The sequence below is a fragment of the Agrobacterium albertimagni AOL15 genome, from assembly GCF_000300855.1.
Lineage (GTDB): Bacteria > Pseudomonadota > Alphaproteobacteria > Rhizobiales > Rhizobiaceae > Allorhizobium > Allorhizobium albertimagni.
Map to the genome: position 1 here is coordinate 25,235 of NZ_ALJF01000001.1, position 17,958 is coordinate 43,192.

A 17,958-nucleotide genomic window follows, 5' to 3' on the forward strand; every position below is an offset into this window, starting at 1 on the left:
GAAGGTTTCTAACCTCCGATAAGTAACCCTTATCGGAGGTTAGACATCTGGCGCTCCATCGTTGCCATCTCAAGGCTCAGCGCCTATATTCTGCGCATCAGAACAGCGAGAACCGCCATGTCCGAACCCCAGCTTTCCATTCGCAGTAGCAAGGCACGCGATCTGGCGCACGCGCTTTCCCGTCGCACCGGCCAGCCAATCAACCGCCTCGTCGAGCTTGCACTTGAGCGATACGAACAGGAACTGCGCGAGAAGGCCGACGAGACGCCGGCTGATGCTTTGTGGCGATTGATGGCCGAGGGCCGGCAATCTGTGCCTGCAGGCACGACGTCTGCCCATGACGACTTCTATGACGAAAACGGCCTGCCTATATGATCGTCATCGACACCTCGGTGATCCTTGCGACTTCGCTGAACGAGCCGGAAGCAACCCTCTTCCATTCGCTTGTATCTCAAGAGGAGATCCTTGTTGGCTGGCCGACCCTCGTTGAGGCGCGCATGGTGCTTGCTGGCCGGAAATTTTCGAACGCCGGCGACATCGTCAAACAGCTTGTTGATTTGCCCAATGTGACCGCAGTCGCCTTCGGAGAGCGGCATTATCTCGCGGCCGAAAAGGCGTTCGAGCGATTTGGCAAGGGGCAACATCCCGCAAGTCTGAACATGGGTGACTGCTTCTCTTATGCCGTATCTGCGGTTGCCAAGGCACCCCTGCTCTTCAAGGGTCGCGATTTCAGCCAGACGGATCTGAAGCTCCATCCGGCATCTTCTACTGAATGACTGCTCCACGCAAAACAGCCCTTGCCCATCGCCTCGATACGCTCGACACCATCGCGGCTGTCCTGCCTATGGAGCGTCGTGACGAACTCGCGGAACTTCTAACCGACCAGGATGTCGAGACACTGCGTCATCTGGTAAACGAGGGTATGGGCGCCAACACTCTGCGCGCGCTCGCTTCCGACCTCGCCTATATACAGGCTTGGTCGCTGGCCGCGACTGGCCGTTCGCTTCCCTGGCCTGCCCCTGAAGCGCTCCTCCTTAAATTCGTTGCTCACCACCTTTGGGACGCGGAGAAGCGTCTGACGGATCCTGAACACGGGATGCCAAAAGATATCGAGGATAAACTTCGGTTACAGGGATTTCTCCGTACTATCGGACCGCACGCACCTGACACCGTGCGCCGGCGGCTCGCCACCTGGTCGACGCTGACGAAATGGCGCGGGCTTCAGGGTTTCTTCGGCTCTCCTGCCCTCCGATCCGCCATCAGACTTTCTATCCGAGCTACGCCGCGACCGAGAAAGCGAAAGAGCGCGAAGGCGGTCACCGGAGACACACTCGAAAAGCTCCTAGCGACCTGTGCCAACGGTAGTCTGCGCGATGTGAGAGATCGGGCCATCCTGATGGTAGCCTTTGCTTCTGGGGGTAGACGGCGCAGCGAGATCGCGGCCCTCAGACTAGAACAGTTGCAGCCGGAGGAGCCCATCGAGGTCGAGAGCGGTCCTCCCCTGCCCTCTGTTTCTGTTCATCTGGGCCGCACCAAGACCAGTGGCGCAGAGAACGACGAAGTGGTGTATCTCACCGGCCGCCCGGTCGAGACCCTCAACGCATGGCTCAACGCAGCCAAGATCGACAAGGGCAGTGTCTTCAGAGCCATCGATCGCTGGGGCAATGTCTCGCGGCGACCGCTTGACCCGAAAGCCATCAATGACATCGTCAAGCATCGGGCTGAACTGGCTGGCCTCGATCCGGCGGAGTTTTCAGCGCATGGCCTGCGCTCCGGCTACCTGACAGAAGCCGCCAATCGTGGCATTCCTCTTCCCGAAGCGATGGAGCAGTCGCGGCATCGATCCGTTCAGCAGGCGTCCAGCTACTACAACAGTGCCCAGCGGCGCAGCGGCCGCGCTGCTCGGTTGATGGACTAGCCATATGGATGAGGGAGCATAGATGAGTGAATTGCAAAACCGCATCGTAGAACGGTTGGGAGCGCTGGACCCTTTACGGCAGGTGGCCCTCACCCCGGACAAGCGCGAGAGGCTTATGACGGCAGCAATCGCCTGTTCTACGCCGCAGGAGGAGATGCAGCTGAGCTAAAGGAAATTGTTCTCAAGGCCGATGATCGCAACCGCCGGGACATAGCAGATGCGGTAGCCCAAATGGTCGTCGCAACTGCTGCGGTCAGTCACGCATCCGACCTCGACCTGGTCCAAGCGGCCTATAACTGGATCGACAACACACCGGTCTCGCTCTCCGACTGAGCTGTTTGGATTCCCGTTGATCTTTGAGCTCCCTCTCTTTAGCTATCGTCGTAACTCAGCAACCGGACATCATCGGGAGGATGGGCGGTGACAATAGGCGAGTCTACCCGATCTGTGTCGAAGGTCGCAGCGGCTGCGACAGCGGCGGCTCTGGTCGCGCTTTTGTCCATACTCGGTACATGGGCCGCACAATCCTACTTCGCGACGATCAACCGTGCCGAAGAGCGCGCCGTTGCGTCTGTAAAAATCGTCGCAAGTCATGTGTCTTGGATCCATCAGATGGGTACCCAGACGGCTCGCCGGATTGACGATGCACTTCGCCTCACGGATCTGAGGTTCGACGGCAATATCCGTGATATGGACGTGGCGACCCAAGGATTGCCGAGCGGTGTTCAGGCCTATGTTGTCGATGCTGAAGGCCGAACCCTTTATTCAACGGACCCCGAGATCAAGCCCGTCAACATCACGGATCGCGACTACTTCACAGCCGTAAGGGATGGACAGATAGAGTATGTTTCCTCCCTCCTCATCAGCCGTCTCAACGGCGAGCAGATTTTTGTTTTCAGTCGACGCATCGTGCGAGAAGGTAGATTCATGGGCGCCATCATGGTGTCCGTTCCTGCGGACATCACGCGGCCGATCTGGGAAACAGTGGATCTCGGTGGCGACTATGCCATCAGTTTTGTTCGAGATGACGGCATGCTGGTCGCGCGCTACCCGTTGCCCGAGACGACTTTGGACATGTCCGGCTACATCCTCTTCACAAAGTATCTGAAGGAAGCGCCGGCAGGTACGTATCGTGCAGAGACGTCGCCAATGGACGGAGTGAGGCGCGTAGTTGCATATCGTCGTGTGGAAGGGACACCTTTCATAGCTGTGGCCGCAGCAGACTACGAGTTTCTCATTCAACCGTTTCGGCAGACGCTGGTGATGCTCGGTTTAGTGGCGTTCATAATCATCGGCGGTGCTGCCATTGCTGGATGGTGGATCCTACACCTCCTGAGGGCTCAAGAACAGCAATCGGCGCAACTCGCCAAAGCGCTCGAAACCAACGAGATGCTTCTGCGCGAAATCCATCACCGGGTGAAGAACAACCTGCAATCCGTAATGTCACTGGTCCGACTCCAGATGCGGGGATCAGAAGGGTTTGAAGCGCTCAGCAGCCGGATCAAGTCGATGATCGCGGTTCACGAGCAGATCTACAAGCACGACGCATATGCTGAGATCGATGCCGCAGGGCTCATCCGCGCTGTGGTCTGCAGCGCGATTTCGGCCCACGATGCAAAGTTTCATGTCGAGTTTGAACTGCAATCTGCGCCAGTTTCAGCAGACAAGGCGACAGCACTGGCCTTGCTGGTGAATGAAGTTGTAACGAATGCGATCAAGTACGCCTACCCTGACCGTGATGAGGGTCGCTTGTTGGTTGCTCTAACCCCATCAGAGGAACCTGGAAAAAGTCTCCTGACCATCAGTGATGAGGGTGTGGGCTTCGATGCCAGCGCGGTTTCGTCTGGAACGGGCACGCGTCTGATAGACGGATCAGTTCGCCAACTGGATGGGACCTATGAAATTCAGTCTCAGGCCGGTACGCAGTTCTCGGCGACCGTGACACTGGTTTAAGAGGCAATTCAAAAGATGGGTGTGTTGCAGCCCGTATTCGTGCTCAACAAGGTTTTAAACCGGCTTCTTCACGCGCTCTTCAGCCAGTCTCTGAAACCCGACGCGATCCCGCCCTGCATCCTTTGCTTGGTAGAGTGCCAGGTCGGCCCGTGCCACGAGTTCGGCCGGGTTAGCGACTCTTGAATCCAGGGTGAAGACGGTGGCACCCAAGCTGACGGTAACAATCCCATACTCGCTGCCTTCGTGAACCATGCCGAGGTCCCGGATGGACGATCTGACCTTCTCAGCAATCTTGATCGCCGTGTCGCTGTCGGTATCGGGCAAAAGAACGGCAAACTCCTCGCCACCGAACCGAGCTGCTAGATCGCCAGAGCGGCAGGCCGCAGCAGCGATGGTCCGAGCAACTGATTTGAGGCAGCTGTCACCTTCAAGATGACCGTAACAGTCGTTATAAGCCTTGAATCTGTCGACATCGATCAGAAGCACAGACAAAGGTCGGTCAATCTGCCTGGCTGCCTCAAATTCGCGCTCCAGCCCTTCATCGAAGGATCGCCGATTGGCAAGACCAGTCAATGCGTCTGTTTCGGCAAGGCCTTTCATCCGCTCGGCAAGATTCTTGAGCGAAAGCTCAGATTGCTTCATCGCGGTGATGTCGGACACAAGTGCCAGTACGTGTTGGTCTTCAGTCACCCGCGTTCTCAAGGACAACCAGCGGCCGTCCGTGAGGGGGATCACTTCGTCCTTATTGATGAAGAGCGTTTGGCCAGCAGCCTGAATGCTGTCTTCATCGAGATCGATGGGCATATCCTGGCGCTCACCGTTGCGCACTGTCGCCCTGACGATTTCGGTGATGTGTGCGCCTTCCTTGCGGGCGTAAGCCGATTTCGGGAACAGCGCGCGGTACTGCTCGTTGCAGAACACCACTCTCCCATCCGGGCCGAACATCGCGAGCCCATCGGACATTTCGGTCATGGCTTGCGCCATGATGTTTCTGCTGGAGCGGAGTTCATGCTCAAGCAGCTTTTTCTCAGTGATGTCGACCGTCACACCGGCCAGACCGACCATGTCGCCTTGGCGGTTTCTCAAGGGGACTTTCGAGGTCGAGTACCATCGGGGCGGCTTTCCGTCTTCGATCAAGAACTCCTCGAAATGGTCCAGGGGCTGGCCGGTTCGCATGACACCGGCCTCTACTGCCATCAATTGCTCGGCTCTCTCTCTTGGAGCGAGGTCCCGATCCGTCAGCCCGACCATCTCGGACGACCGCGAGCGCCCATTGTGGCGAGCAACGTTGAGGTTCGCGACGACGAAACGATGGTTCAGGTCTTTGACGTAGTGGTAGTCGGGAGCCTGGGTGAGAGCTGCGTATAGAATGTCGCGCTCGAGCGTGAACCGGCGGAAATATGCCAGGAAAAAGCCAATAGCGGCGGTCGTCGCAAAATTCAGAACGACGATCGGCAGGCCCACCTGCTCAACCGCTCGCTGGAAATCTGCTTGGGGAAGCAGCGCAAGTACTGCGATCGACAGACAGCCTGCAAGCACAGCGGCACTCAGGATCGACGGCGCATGGCTCAGCGGCTTGCGTCCGCCGAAGAACCAGAGTGAGCTTCCTAGAAGGAACACAATACCGATAGCAATCAAGCCGGGCACGACCCCTGCCCCGCCAAGATAAAAGCGGAAGCTCGCAGCCATTATGGCTGTGATCAATGCAGCTCCAGGGCCACCGAATACCGCGGCCGATTCGATAATCGCAAGCCGAAGGTCGAAGATGACCCCGACACCGAAGCGCACCGAAAGTAGCATTGAGGCCATCGCCGCCAGGCCCATTGTGACCCCGAGGCCGGCGCAGCGAAGCTTGGGGGGCAATTGGTAAAAGCGATAGGAAAGATGTGTCCAGATCGAGACGATCAATGCCACTGCGGCGAGATTGCCAGCAAGAACTTTCCAGACGTCATCCATACTCAATCACCGTCACGCCACGCCTCGAACACTCAACCGGAAGAGACGACGCTGCGCTTTCGTTCGCCCATGGGGGCGCAGTGACAAGGCCCAAACCGCCAACACAGTTCATTCCCAATATCTGCCAAAAACCTAAAGCAGCGGTTTATGAACAGCGATCCTCGCCTAAAGTCTCAGTCCGTCCGATTGTCGGATTCGTCCGCCTGTCCCGGTGCCCTGACTGGATGCCGTTGCTGCTCGGACGCGTGGCGGTTTGGGTTAGCGTCTCAATCACCAACGAGGTAGCCAAAGCGACCGGAACAGCAGAATTCTTTGCTCAGGACAAGGGCTTCGGCTTCATCCCTCCCCGGCTGATGGCGTCCGGACGTCTTCGGGCATATCCACGCGGTAGGCTTCGGCGAGGCGTCGAAGGACGGTCAGAAGGTTCGCTACGAAATGGGTCAGGACCAAAAGCCGGGAAAATCCAAGGCCGAAAACGTCTCGGTGAATTGAGCCGCCAGATAGGACTTTATGCGCGACCATTCGGTGATACATGAGTGGTCGCGCATGCTTCATTTGTGAGCAAGGCTAACAATGTTGTCGGTGTTGGCATGACTGTGCCATTCCGATTTACGGCTTATCAATCGGCAGGGTTAACCAGCTCAATGCTGGGCCAACAGTTCCCTATGGAAACCTTTGCCCCGTCAGCATCGCCACCAGTTGGAACCTGTTTCGAATTCCGCTCTTATATAGGTTTATCAGCACTTTGGCGCTTTCCTGCGCCGGCGGCGATGTTTGAGAGATGTCGCGGAGTTCGCACACACGCGCAAAGGCTTTCTCCAGCAGTGCCAGATCGTCAGCTGTCAGAACTGAATTCAATTTTTTGGCAACGTCGTGGATCATGCGCGCGAATTAGTAGCTCCTGCGCTCCTTTCAAGCCCCTTGTTTTTTGATCATGCTCATGGCCCTCGATTGGAACGACACTGACATGGTGAAGCGCAAAGCACGAAGTTTCCTAGGAAATGTGGTGGCTGAGAAAGCTGCTGCTCCTGGCCATTGCTTTCAGCTCTTCCTCGCTTCGAAAGCCAGACTTAAACAGGGCAACCAGCTCCTTTGCCAGGCCAAGCTCATCATCCCTATTTGACTCGCCAGATTGATCTCGAAACAGGTCCGTGAGCACATTGCGCAACAATGCCAACCCTTGCGGGCCTATCTCCTGTTCATCGTCGAAATAGGTTTCCCCCATCAGTCGTCCTCGCCCAAGCCATGCCTCATCACATAGCGACATGACATCACGTCCATAAGCTTTGCAACACATTCTCTATAGGGCTCGACCTATATCCCGCTTCTTTTCCATCGAGACTTTCCTGGCAGCTCACGACTGGTTGGATGCTCTCATAGCCAGAGGGGCTGTACTGGGAAGTCGCAGGGCCTGACTGTCGGATCAGTTGGAATACGTTTACCGCGATATTCAGTTTCAGAATAGCACAACTGAAAATTTGAAACACCCGTTTTCAATTTTTCGAGAATCACGCAACCGATTCTACATTAAATCTGAAGTCCGTTTCGGCTTGAGAGCAGTCTTATGTTTGAACGAAGCGATAGAGATACTTCCACCTATTCTTTCTGTTCAAATTCAGTTTCGGTATCCCGGGTTCGTGTCAGAACGCTACTGTGTCAGTTCGGTTATGCGATTAAGCGCCTTCGAAAAGCCTTTCAGGGACACCGCGAAGTGGACCGGCTGAGCTGACGCCCCAGCAGTAACCGTTATGTTCAGGGCGCTTCCGGCGCGTAACTTTGCAATCACATCTTCCGTGACATCGAGTGGGACAAGGCATCCTTGCTGAACGCATAGAGAAAAGGGGCGCGTAGCCCCCAGAGGGACGTCACCGATCTTCAGCTGCACACCCGGAGCCAGTGACAATCCGAGCGGGAGCATCAGCGCACCTGCAAATTTTCCGTCCGGCGTTTTGGCGATCTCCGCCGTCAGGACGACCTGCTGGGTTTGATTGTTGCTTTGCACTTGACGAACCACACAGGATGTAACCTCACCGCTCGCCTGACATGCGACGCTCCAGTCCTCATGGGTTTCGACCAGAGAGCTCGCTCCACCAGGCAGAGGTGCCGCAACCGCGATGCCGAGCATGAACGTCAGGTGTGTGGAGATCGCCAAGAATGCGATGGCGGCGTGTCGGGAAAATGCCATGGAACAGTCCTTGATATGAAACCGCGGGATTGAAGGTGCAGTCGCCAATATGACTGCGGCCCGAACCCAAGGCATTCGTGATCCACGCCTCAGTTCAGCGCGAGCATGCAATTGGTGATCGCAGCGCATCTGCAAGAGTGGCGGTGCAGCTTTGCCAAAATTCTCGAGGACTTGACGCTCTTGAACGTGATGTTTAGCCTGGCAAGTCAGGCCTAGAGCTTGATCGTTCAAGGTTTGCTCACTCATCGAATTACGAAATTCTTCAAAAATGCCATCGCGCCAGGTCGCACTGGCGCCACCGAATTGGGCCGTCGAGTTAGACGTCGGCGCATGCGAGGGTCTTTCACTCAGAACCGAAGGCGCAAGCTCCCCCTGATGCTGTGATCCGTTGCCCTACCGGCCAGCTCGCCCTGATAGGCCAGCGAGAGATCCAGTCGATCTGTCATCGTCATGGCGAGACCGGTGCCGATAAGCAATACATCCCGGTCCAGTGCTTGGCCCCGGATGCCAAAGGGGTTGCTGCCTGCGATGGTCATGGTTTGCAAGGGGGTGACGTCGCCGAAGGTATGGCGCCATGCGAGCTCGCCCGTCAATCTGACCGGCATACCCTGCATCCCGGTCTGCACCGCACCACGCAGACCAAGGGTTGAGTAGCCCGTCTCTAAAGCATTGCCGCTGCCGCTCAACGCGACGCTCCCGCCCGTCTCCGTGAACGTTGCACCATCCTGATGCACCAAGGCAAGACCGGCAAAGCCTTCAAGGTAAGCGCCTTGCATAGGGCCGTTGAGCATATGGCCATAGGCCAGTTCGCCAAAGCCCTGCACCTGTCCGGTACCATAGTCCGCCTCCACCCTCTGGGAGATACTGGCAAATTCAATGTCGCGTTTGCTTGAGAAGTCCTGCCAGCTATAGGCAATACCACCGCGCAGCGACACAACATCCGCATCCGAAACGGCAAATTCATAGCTTCCATAGACCGCTGCGTGATAAGCCGACAGGGAGACAGTGGAACCAAGCCCATTGCTGTCCAGATGGCTGCCCGTGTAGCCGGCCATGATGCCCAAAAGCGATTGCTCTGTGAGCAGCGTCTCGATGCCTCCGGCCAGACCACCCAGATTGCGGTTGAAGCCGAAGGTCGTGTTCGCTGCATGAACACGTCTAAAGCTGCCAAGCGCCTCGCTCCACACTCGCGTGCCCTCGAAGTCAATCTCCCCGCCTTGGAACCGCCGGTCAAAGGCTTCCTGGGACAGGCGGCGAAGAGCAACACCGCGCAGGATAGCGCTGTCTTCCAGCGCCTGGCCGGCAGCTGAGGCATGCGCCTCACCTGAAACCTGATTGAAGGCATATCGGGCACCGCCAGCTGAAAGGCCGGTTACAGACGTCTTCAATTCCGACGCGCTGGGCAGGCTTTCGATGCCCGTGGCCACAGCGATCTCATTGGGGGTAACGCCGATCTCCACAAAGCTGATGTCGTTGCGCGTCAAAGTCAGCAACACATCCGCGGCCGAATAGCTGAGCGCAGCATTTAGGAATGCGAAATTGGTGCTGACCAGCGGATTGAAGCTGCCAGAAAGGCTGGAACCGCTTAGGATGGTGTAGGTCGTAGAGGCGGAATAGATCCCGGCCTCGGCCAGCACGCGGACGGATGCACCGCCATCAATGGTCACCGGTCCCGTCGCAATAATCCGGTCAGACGTGCCATTAGCATTCACCTCCACCTCATAGACGGACCCAGCCGCAAAGGACACAGGCCCGCCAACATTGATCGTGCCAATGGAGTTGCCGGGCGCAACTATGCCCGAGGATAGGACGCTCAGGCTGGCAATGGTGCCATTGCCTGCGAGGGTGCCTGTTTTCCCGGCCACCCCGCCAAGGGATACCTGCGATGCACTCAGCCCGCTGCCGGTCAATGCCAGCCTGCCATCGGTCACAACGGTGGAACCGGAATATGCGCCCGTTAGCTCGGCGCTGCCGCCGCCCATGAAGGTGATGCTGCCAGTGCCCGTGATCTGGCTCGATACCGTGTACTGATCCGACCTGTTGAAGATCAGCGTGCCGTTGTTGATGATCGTGCCTAAGACTTCGCCGCTCGTGCCACCATCACCGATCTGCAACGTGCCTGACGAAACGGAGGTGGCCCCAGAAATGTCCACCAAGCCGGTGATAACAAGCGTGCCGGTCCCGCTCTTTGTCAGAGTACCGGCGCCACTGATCTGCATGTCGAGGCTGAGATTGCCGGCAAAGTCAGCTTGAATGGAGCCTGCATTGTTGATGAAGGCTGCTGTCAGCGTGCCGGCCTGCCCGCCCGTCCCAAGCCGGAGGCTGCTGTATTGATCCACGGAAATGCCGTTGGTCACCTCGAGCGTGCCGCCATCCGTCAGGGTGAGCTGGTGCGCACCGCCCTGCCCGATGCCGATGGACAAGCTGTCGGCAATGGTCCAAACGCCTGTGCTGCCTGACACGGCGACCGAGCTGCCAGTCAGTCCGAGGATCTGGGCCTGACCGGTGCTCTCCATCCGCGAACTGGCAATCGTCAGCGTTGAGTTTCCGAGCACACCAATCTGCGTGTAGTCATTGGCAGTCACGGTGGAGCCGCCGGAGACTTCCATAACACCTTCAACAACGAACATCTCAGAGGTGAGGCTGCCGCCATTCTTAATGTCGAAGCGGCCACCTGTCATGTTCAGATCGCCGCCCGTTGAGAGGGCGCCGCCATCAATCTCCAGGATGCCGCCTGACATCCTCAGGCCGGCATCCACCGTGTTGCTCGCCCCGGTCAGGATGAGGGTGCCAAGATCGCCCTTCTCAAGGGTTCCCGCGCCAGAGATGGTGCCAGAGAATAGGTTGGTGACGCCGTCCTCGACAGAGACCGTCAGTGTACCATCACCGAGAACCACGTCACCCGCACCGGAGAGGCCCCCGACCTCGTTGGTAACACCATCCGAGGTCTGAAACGTTGCGCCAGAGGCAACCACATAGGTCGACTCCTTCGCCAGTGCATCGCTTGTCGAGACAAGCAGCGTGCCCGCGTCGATATTTGTCGTGCCGGTGTAGCTGCTGGTTCCAGACAGGGTCAGCGTCCCTTCGCCTGTCTTGGTGAGCGAGCCGCTGCCGCCAACAGTGCCGCTGAATGTCACCGGATTGCTGCCGGTCTCAATGGTACCGGCCCCGAGGGTAACGGAGTTATCAATCGTCGTGGAGCCGGTGACCGCCAGCGTGCCGCCGTTCAGCGTCAAGGCTCCGCTCCCAAGGTTGCCGTCCGAGGCGATGGACAGGGTACCACCGGCGACCGTCGTCATTCCGCTGTAGGTGTTGCTACCAGACAGGATCTGCGTGCCGCTGCCGCTCTTGACCAATGCTCCAGTGCCCGAAATCGTGCCGGAATAGGTCGAGTTTCCGCTTCCGGCGACCGTCAGCGTATTGCCATTGATATTGAGGCCGCCGGCGCCAGACAGCCCCCCAACCGTTTCGCTGCTTTGCAGCTCGGCCGTTCCGCCGTCAAGAGACAGTTCCGCGGTGTCGGCAACCGTATTACCCCCGGAGAGGACGAGGTGGCCGTCAATGACCGAGATGCCGCCACCATTGGTGCCTGTGCCGGAAAACGTAAACGTGCCCGTTCCACGCTTTTGCAGAGTCCCTGATCCGGACAAGTTACCGGAAAAGGCAGGCGAATTGACATCGGTGCTGATCGACAACGCACCACCGTTGAGCAAAACGTTGCCGCTTCCCGAAAGAGTCCCCATCCTCTCGGGACTGTCGACCTGAAATGTCGCTCCGGCATTCACGATCACATGCCCAAAATCATAAATGGCAACGCCACCGGAGATCACGAGGGTCCCGGCGCTGACGGTTGTGGTGCCCGTGTAATAATTTTCGCCATCAAACGTCAGCGTGCCTGTTCCGGCCTTTTCAAGGTTTCCGCCCCCCTGAAGGGTGCCGCTCCAGACGGTACTGCTGTTGTCAGCATTGCTGACGAACGTCTGTCCGGTGAGAACATCGATTGTGCCAGTGCCTTCAAGGTTCTGCGCCTGGGCCGGAACCATGCCCGATATCATCGTCAGAGATACTGCGTACCATGCCTGCTTCGAACTCAAGACCGGCAATCGATTCCGCATGGTGCACCTGTTCCAGATAACGTCCCCTCCCCCATAACTTCATGCGGCAGGCATTGCTTGATAATTCTTGCGGTATCAACGCACAGTTGGTCCTGGGCCTCATTTCAGTGCCCTGCCACAAGCCGGAGACAGTCGTTAATGACAGCCTATGAGATGGGGAGCCCTAAAGGACAGACGCCCCATCACAAGGGGGTACTTCAGCTCCGCGCGTCCGCTAGATGACGGCATTGAACGAAGAGAAGATCGGCTAGAGCCAGCGACCCGCCGGCGGAACGGTCAAAGCTGTCATTTGCGAAAAATTTCAGACAGTGCACTTCACTCAAGGGACCATCGAACAGTAGTCTCTTGATAAAGCTTGCGATTTTGTCGTAGACAGATCCGCATCCAAGGACTGAACGACGGGGAGCGCACCTTGAAAGCACTAGACGAGCAAATCGTCGAAGAGCGAGCTCTCGTGGCTGGCTGGCCCACTGAGAAGGGAAAAAGGCGCACTGCTTTTCCACCTGTGATGCTGGATGATCCGCGCCTTACCCGCGCCGTCCGCTTTCTGGAGCGCACCCCTGCCGGACGGATTGTGCTGGAGGATGTGGCCGCTGAAGTCGGCCTCAGTCCGTTTCACTTTCAGCGTGTGTTCCTGGAGGTCATGGGCGAAAGCCCGTCTGCCTATTTGCGTCGTACCCGGCTCGATCGCGCGGCAATGAACCTGCAGATGAGCCAGCTTTCCATCACCAGTATCGCCCTCAATGCCGGCTACTCCAGCCCCGAAGCTTTTGTGCGCGGCTTTTTCAGTCAATTTGGTGAGGTCCCCTCGGAGTTCCGCCAGAAGGCACGCGAGCTCCTGCCAACGGCCTCCGGAATAGCTGCTCCTCCCGCAATACCTGTCGTGACACAGCAGCGTCTGCCTGTCAGACTGCTAGCCATGCGGTTTCATGGGCCAATGCCGCAGTTTCAGGAGCACTGGCGGCAGTTCAAAGCCTACCTGGAGGACAAAGGGCTGTTCCGCGCTGATCTCCAGGCAGTCAGCATCTTCTTTGACACTCCGATGATCACACCGCCGGGCCTGTACCGACACGACTGCGCCGTGATTGACACGGGGCAAGACTGGTCTGGCACGGGCCTCTATCCGCATGATTTTCCGGAAGGTCGATACGTCAACATCCGCCATACCGGGAATTATGACCGCGTTTTGGGGACCTACGCCTGGGTCAGCATCGACTGGATCAATCAGACCGGCGAAGCCTTCTCACCCGACAGCAACGGCGGCTACGAATTCCACCACACGGCCCCCTGGGCTCCCGCCGGCAGCATCCGGGATCTCGATATCGTTTTGCCGCTGGACTTCTAGCTGCTGCGGTCAAGGACAGCACCCGCTCCACCAGTATCTGGCGATGCAGGGGCCTCGGCTACAGGTCGCCGCCCTCCACCTTCTGGCCGTTTCTCAACCTCACGGCTCGCCAGCGACGCCACTGGCTTCTGGTAATTCCCGGTCTCTTCATCGCGGTAAACCCGGACAGTTCTTGCAACGGCCCAAAAGGCGTCTTGGTCGCGAACCGATCGCCAAATTCTGGATCCAAGGCGATGAAGTCGGCCTGAGCCGAACGACCAGGAAATCCAGACCCCAACACCGCGATGATGGTTCTCCGGACGAAAGAGCACTGCGTTGCCTCGAGCCGTGGCTTTCATTTCCTCCTCACATCCTAGAACCCGACGTGAACAGCGCCAACGGCTCCTACGCCTGGCAAAGCACTTTGTCGGCGTTCGGCCCATCTTTCCCCGAAACAGATCAGACAGAACATGTCGTCGGTGCTGACCCCTCGGACCGATCTCCTGACACTATCGAAGCAATTGCTAAGCTTCAGCGGCAGGCTCCCTTAAATCCGCTTCTTGCCACCCGCAAAACATCCCCTCATGTGTGCCGCGGGCCCGCTGATCGTTTGCGTGAAGCGCCTCGCGCTTCTATGGCCCGGCCCGTCAGTCGCCTGCTATTCGCTGATTCGGAGCGACCCGTAAGCAGATGATTTATATGAATAAAATGCCATTCTGTACGGCTGACAACGGAATGTCACCTCAGAGCCCCGTTTTCATGCGTTTTCGTGCCCCAACCGTGAAACAGTCTCGTGTTCCAGCAGACGGCACCCCTTTTTCATCCGCAGAATAGGCCCTCAGGTCAGCAGGATGCTCCGCCGCCATCGTCTCCCCCTACCCGGTCGCCAGGCGCGCTTCCCCGTTGGCACGCAGCAAAGCCATGATCATTGGCCCCAGCGAAAACTCGCCCCGGCTTGTCCGCCGCGTCAGATCACGCAGATAACCGCCCGCCGAATTGATGTGCCCTGCCCGTTCCAGGATCGCGGCAACCGCGACAGCGGCATTTTCCGCCCCCATCACCTCGCAGGCCTCCTGATATGCCGAGGCACTGATACCCAGCATTGACCTGACCACCACGGCGGCCTGCATCAAGTCGCGCCAGGCCGCGATTGATCCCCCGGGGCCATAATCACCGATCTGCGGGCAGGCCTTCAGCACCATCCCCAATGGGAATGCCTTCAACGGCTCGCTTTGGGCTTTCCGTTCCTGTCTCGGCTTTTCCCCCTGCTCTTTTCTAGAGCTAGGTTCAAGTTCATTGAAGGATTCGGTATTTGAATTCTGTATATGACGCTCATTTTCGGCGGCATTGCCGCTCATATTTTCAGAAACCAGCGTAGTTTCCAACAAGTTGGAGACATCCACACGCAGATCATTCAACTCCGAGAGGCTTCTCTCGATGATCTCGATCGTCAGTGTACGCGGAAGGCGGGCGACGATCTGGATATAGCGGTCCTCGAGAGCCAGCCAGTCGCCGCCAGCGCCCTCCTCCAGGGCAGCAGAGATCAGTTTGCGAATATCCCGACGGCAGATTGTCAGTGTCTCCTTTGCACGCAGGAACCGTCGGCGATCAGCGACAACTTGCTGCGCAAGCATTGCAAGCTCATCGCGACGCGCCAAGAGCGGAGCCAGACTGAAGCCAAAGGCGTCTTCGACACTGCCGTCCCGCCCCTTATGGGCATAGCGCTTGCCGTTCGGACTGTCCTTACGCACAATGAGGCCGACCTCGATGAGAGCTGCGAGATGACGGCGAAGCGTGGCATCGGCCATCCCATGCGCGCGAAGGCTCAGTTGAGCATTGGAGGGGAACACCACGAGCCCAGCATCTTCCGAGAGCTCACCTTGCGGGTAAAAGCTCAGCAGAGCATCAAGGACTGTCAGAGCCCGGTCGGGAATGCCGATAAGCAGCCGCGCTTCGCAAACGTCGCGAAACACCTTCCATTTATCAACGGAAAGGCCAGGCCTGGCCTTGGCAGTTTCGATCTGCCGAGAAACATGGGCGAGCTTAATCGCTCCCCGCCCGAAGGGCGTGGTTATAGGATGCCTGTGCATTTTTCTTCACCTTCTTGAAGGCAACAGAAAACTGCTCACCAAAAACGGTGCCAAAGACTCTTGACTAGAATTCCCGGAGATGCGATTCTCAATCTGCTAGGATATGAGGAAGGCTTCCAGGGCGGCGACGCTTGGGGGGCCTTTTTCTTTTGCGTTTCTACTCCTCTTAAGACTTCGACTGTTTGCGGTACTCGGCGTGCAGCCGCTCCAGATTGTCAGCAATGAAACGACCGAAACTGGCCGCCTCCTTGGACTTCAAGGAAATCGAAAAGCTCTTGCCGGCCCCCTTGAACTCCGCTGTGACCGCGGCATCGTCCGACTGCCAATGACCTGATGGGCGCATCTGGCGACGGGGCTTGTTTGCGTTGCGCGCAGCCATTGCCACGCGCTCAAAACGTTCCTCCGATGCCAAGCCGTTGAAGCCTTCCGCCTTGACGGCTGTCTCGGCTTGACCGAGTGCATCGGGATGTTCGACTGCCGAGGCCAGATCGAGCCAGCGATCGCGACCAATCGTCTTTGCTGCTCCAATCGCCTGGATGATCGTTTCGGGTACACGTGCCGTGACAGACAGCATTCGCGTCAGAAGGGCGCCATCGATGGACAGAGCCAGCTGAATCGTCCGGCGGTCGTGTCCGATTGCCTGGAGATGGTGGGCAAAGGCTGCTCGTTCGATGAAGGACAGATTCTCACGGGCAGAGTTTTCCTGCCCCTGGGCAATCACGTGATCGACATCCGAGACATGTTTCACCACCGCCTTGACGGGGCGCCCAAGAATGCGCGCTGCTCGGACACGTCTGTGACCAAAGACGATCTGGTATCGCCCCTTGTCGGTCGGGTGTGGCCTGACCAGAACAGGCGTATCCTGTCCGCGCTCTCGAATTGCCTCGATCAGTTCCTGGAATGCCTCTTCATCCTCACCCATTCGGTCTGAGATGAAGGACTTATCGATCAATGATGGATCGAGCTCGGCGACAGTTTCACCGACCAAAGCCTGGTCCACAATGGCTGCCTTTTCGGCCAGTTCGCTGAGCGAGCTGATCATCGACCTTGAAGCGCCGCGATTGGCATAGCCGGGCGTTGCCTTGCGCTCGGAACGCGGTCCGTCGGTGGCCGTGATATTGGCAAAGATATCCTTACGCGCCATAATCTGCGTTCCTCACGGTATCCAATCTCCTGAAAAGCCTCAACAAAAGGCCAATCTGTACGGCTGACAACGGATCAAGCACGGCGCCGCCCCCAGGCTGTTTCCAAAAGGTCGATGACCTCCCCGTTGACGAGGTCCATGGCTTCTCTTGCCCGGTCGTAGGTGGCGGATGTGAACTGCGATCGCTCGACTTCATAAAGTGTCTGTTTCGTCAGGCCTGCGTCAGACACCGCTGTGGTTTTCACCATGTGATTCTTCATCATTTGCTGCGCGAACATCGACTGCATGAAGCCGACCATCTGCTGTTGCGGCACGTCCATCGGCTCGAAACGCGTGATCAGGTAGCGGAACCAGTCAAGGCTGACATTGACGCCAGCGCCTTCGACGCTCTTGAGAATGTCACCGAGCATCAGAAGGAACTGCGACATGGACATTATATCGAGCATCTGCGGATGCACGGTGATCAAGACGGACGTCGCCGCCGTCAGCGCCGTCAATGTCAGGTAGCCGAGCTGCGGTGGGCAATCGATGACGACCACGTCATATTGATCATCGACTTCGGCAAGTGCGGTACCGATGCGGGTATAGAAGAGCTTGCCCTCCATCGAGTCCTTCCGCTGCATGGCGAGCGGCGTCTCATATTCGTATTCCTGCAGTTCCAGGTTTGCCGGAATGACATGCAGGTTGGGAAAGTTTGTCGGCTGGATAATCTCTGTGATCGAACGACGGCCTTCGTCGTAGCGAATGGCCTCGTAGAACGAGGGCTTCTCATCGAGCTCTGGCTGAATGCCGTAAAGGGCAGTCAAAGATGCCTGCGGGTCGAGGTCGACTGCCAGCACACGATAACCGCTCAAAGCGAGAAACTGAGCCAGGTGGGCAGACGTGGTCGTCTTGCCCGAACCACCCTTGAAGTTGACGACCGCGATGACCTGCAGCTTTTCGCCGGCACGCCTGTGCGGCACGCGGTCGAGAAGGGCGCGCAGTTCGTCCATTTGCGCGGCCGTGTAATATCTGCGTCCTGTCGACGTCGTATAGGGTTCACCACCCTTGCCTTGCAGATGCAGCTTTTTCAGATAGCTTGGCGACACGCCGACGAACTGCGCCACTTCGGCCAGCGGAAACAAGCGCAGCGTCTTTTGTGCGTTTGGAGGAAACTTCTCCATCCGCAGCATGTCGAGCTTGCTCGAGATCTCACCGCCCTGTTCGAGGATGATATCGGCAAAACTCGGCACTGGATCCAGCGACGCTCGTTTCACATTCATTTGCCCAGAAA

Annotated in this window: 12 protein-coding genes and 1 pseudogene; 6 read left to right on the forward strand and 7 right to left on the reverse strand. The window is 57.7% G+C overall.

Annotated features, from left to right (window positions below):
* Positions 1-117: 117 nt before the first annotated feature.
* The 4 genes from QWE_RS00130 (at position 118) to QWE_RS00145 (ending at position 3,871) form a co-directional block, all read left to right on the forward strand.
* On the forward strand, positions 118-375 hold the full coding sequence (locus QWE_RS00130; protein ID WP_006724017.1) for a type II toxin-antitoxin system VapB family antitoxin: 258 nt from the start codon (positions 118-120) through the stop codon (positions 373-375).
* The gene (locus QWE_RS00135; RefSeq protein WP_006724018.1) at positions 372-776 is read left to right on the forward strand and encodes a type II toxin-antitoxin system VapC family toxin; all 405 of its coding nucleotides are present in this window, start codon (positions 372-374) and stop codon (positions 774-776) included. The genes QWE_RS00130 and QWE_RS00135 overlap by 4 nt, the downstream gene beginning before the upstream one ends.
* A complete protein-coding gene (locus QWE_RS00140; RefSeq protein WP_006724019.1) occupies positions 773-1,918 on the forward strand; it encodes a site-specific integrase in 1,146 nt (381 codons plus the stop codon). The genes QWE_RS00135 and QWE_RS00140 overlap by 4 nt, the downstream gene beginning before the upstream one ends.
* Before the next feature lie 420 nt (positions 1,919-2,338).
* On the forward strand, positions 2,339-3,871 hold the full coding sequence (locus QWE_RS00145; protein WP_006724020.1) for a sensor histidine kinase: 1,533 nt from the start codon (positions 2,339-2,341) through the stop codon (positions 3,869-3,871).
* 54 nt (positions 3,872-3,925) lie between these two features.
* On the opposite strand, the gene QWE_RS00150 is transcribed toward QWE_RS00145, so the two are convergent.
* Positions 3,926-5,827, reverse strand: a complete 1,902-nt coding sequence (locus tag QWE_RS00150) for a diguanylate cyclase (protein WP_006724021.1) — start codon at positions 5,825-5,827, stop codon at positions 3,926-3,928.
* A gap of 224 nt (positions 5,828-6,051) precedes the next feature.
* On the opposite strand from QWE_RS00150, the pseudogene QWE_RS25650 reads away from it, so the two are divergent.
* Positions 6,052-6,319: pseudogene (locus QWE_RS25650) on the forward strand (cold-shock protein).
* Between the two features lie 502 nt (positions 6,320-6,821).
* Here the strand turns inward: QWE_RS25650 and QWE_RS00160 are convergent.
* The 3 genes from QWE_RS00160 to QWE_RS00170 form a co-directional block, all read right to left on the reverse strand.
* Entirely contained in the window at positions 6,822-7,052 is a 231-nt protein-coding gene (locus QWE_RS00160) for a hypothetical protein (protein ID WP_006724023.1), read from the reverse strand.
* Positions 7,053-7,475: 423 nt separating this feature from the next.
* Complete coding sequence (locus QWE_RS00165; RefSeq protein ID WP_006724024.1) at positions 7,476-8,012, reverse strand: invasion associated locus B family protein; 537 nt, start codon at positions 8,010-8,012, stop codon at positions 7,476-7,478.
* A gap of 347 nt (positions 8,013-8,359) precedes the next feature.
* Entirely contained in the window at positions 8,360-12,055 is a 3,696-nt protein-coding gene (locus tag QWE_RS00170) for an autotransporter outer membrane beta-barrel domain-containing protein (RefSeq protein WP_006724025.1), read from the reverse strand.
* 484 nt (positions 12,056-12,539) lie between these two features.
* Here QWE_RS00170 and QWE_RS00175 point away from each other — a divergent pair, with 484 nt between their 5' ends.
* Positions 12,540-13,472, forward strand: coding sequence for an AraC family transcriptional regulator (locus tag QWE_RS00175; protein WP_240532474.1), 933 nt, complete (start codon positions 12,540-12,542; stop codon positions 13,470-13,472).
* A gap of 854 nt (positions 13,473-14,326) precedes the next feature.
* Here QWE_RS00175 and repC read toward each other — a convergent pair.
* The 3 genes from repC to repA all read right to left on the reverse strand — a co-directional run bounded on the left by repC (position 14,327) and on the right by repA (position 17,947).
* Positions 14,327-15,541 carry a plasmid replication protein RepC gene (repC, locus tag QWE_RS00180; protein WP_006724027.1) on the reverse strand — a complete coding sequence of 405 codons (1,215 nt, stop codon included), beginning with the start codon at positions 15,539-15,541 and terminating at the stop codon, positions 14,327-14,329.
* Positions 15,542-15,707: 166 nt separating this feature from the next.
* Positions 15,708-16,685, reverse strand: coding sequence for a plasmid partitioning protein RepB (gene repB, locus QWE_RS00185; protein WP_006724028.1), 978 nt, complete (start codon positions 16,683-16,685; stop codon positions 15,708-15,710).
* Between the two features lie 74 nt (positions 16,686-16,759).
* A complete protein-coding gene (gene repA / locus QWE_RS00190) occupies positions 16,760-17,947 on the reverse strand; it encodes a plasmid partitioning protein RepA (protein ID WP_006724029.1) in 1,188 nt (395 codons plus the stop codon).
* Between the last annotated feature and the right edge of the window lie 11 nt (positions 17,948-17,958).

Coding starts and splice junctions, on each gene's coding strand:
- QWE_RS00130 (WP_006724017.1), top strand. CDS start 118: ATGTCCGAACCCCAGCTTTCCATTCGCAGTAGCAAGGCACGCGATCTG.
- QWE_RS00135 (WP_006724018.1), top strand. CDS start 372: ATGATCGTCATCGACACCTCGGTGATCCTTGCGACTTCGCTGAACGAG.
- QWE_RS00140 (WP_006724019.1), top strand. CDS start 773: ATGACTGCTCCACGCAAAACAGCCCTTGCCCATCGCCTCGATACGCTC.
- QWE_RS00150 (WP_006724021.1), bottom strand. CDS start 5,827: ATGGATGACGTCTGGAAAGTTCTTGCTGGCAATCTCGCCGCAGTGGCA.
- QWE_RS00160 (WP_006724023.1), bottom strand. CDS start 7,052: ATGGGGGAAACCTATTTCGACGATGAACAGGAGATAGGCCCGCAAGGG.
- QWE_RS00165 (WP_006724024.1), bottom strand. CDS start 8,012: ATGGCATTTTCCCGACACGCCGCCATCGCATTCTTGGCGATCTCCACA.
- QWE_RS00170 (WP_006724025.1), bottom strand. CDS start 12,055: ATGGTTCCGGCCCAGGCGCAGAACCTTGAAGGCACTGGCACAATCGAT.
- repC (WP_006724027.1), bottom strand. CDS start 15,541: ATGCACAGGCATCCTATAACCACGCCCTTCGGGCGGGGAGCGATTAAG.
- repB (WP_006724028.1), bottom strand. CDS start 16,685: ATGGCGCGTAAGGATATCTTTGCCAATATCACGGCCACCGACGGACCG.
- repA (WP_006724029.1), bottom strand. CDS start 17,947: ATGAATGTGAAACGAGCGTCGCTGGATCCAGTGCCGAGTTTTGCCGAT.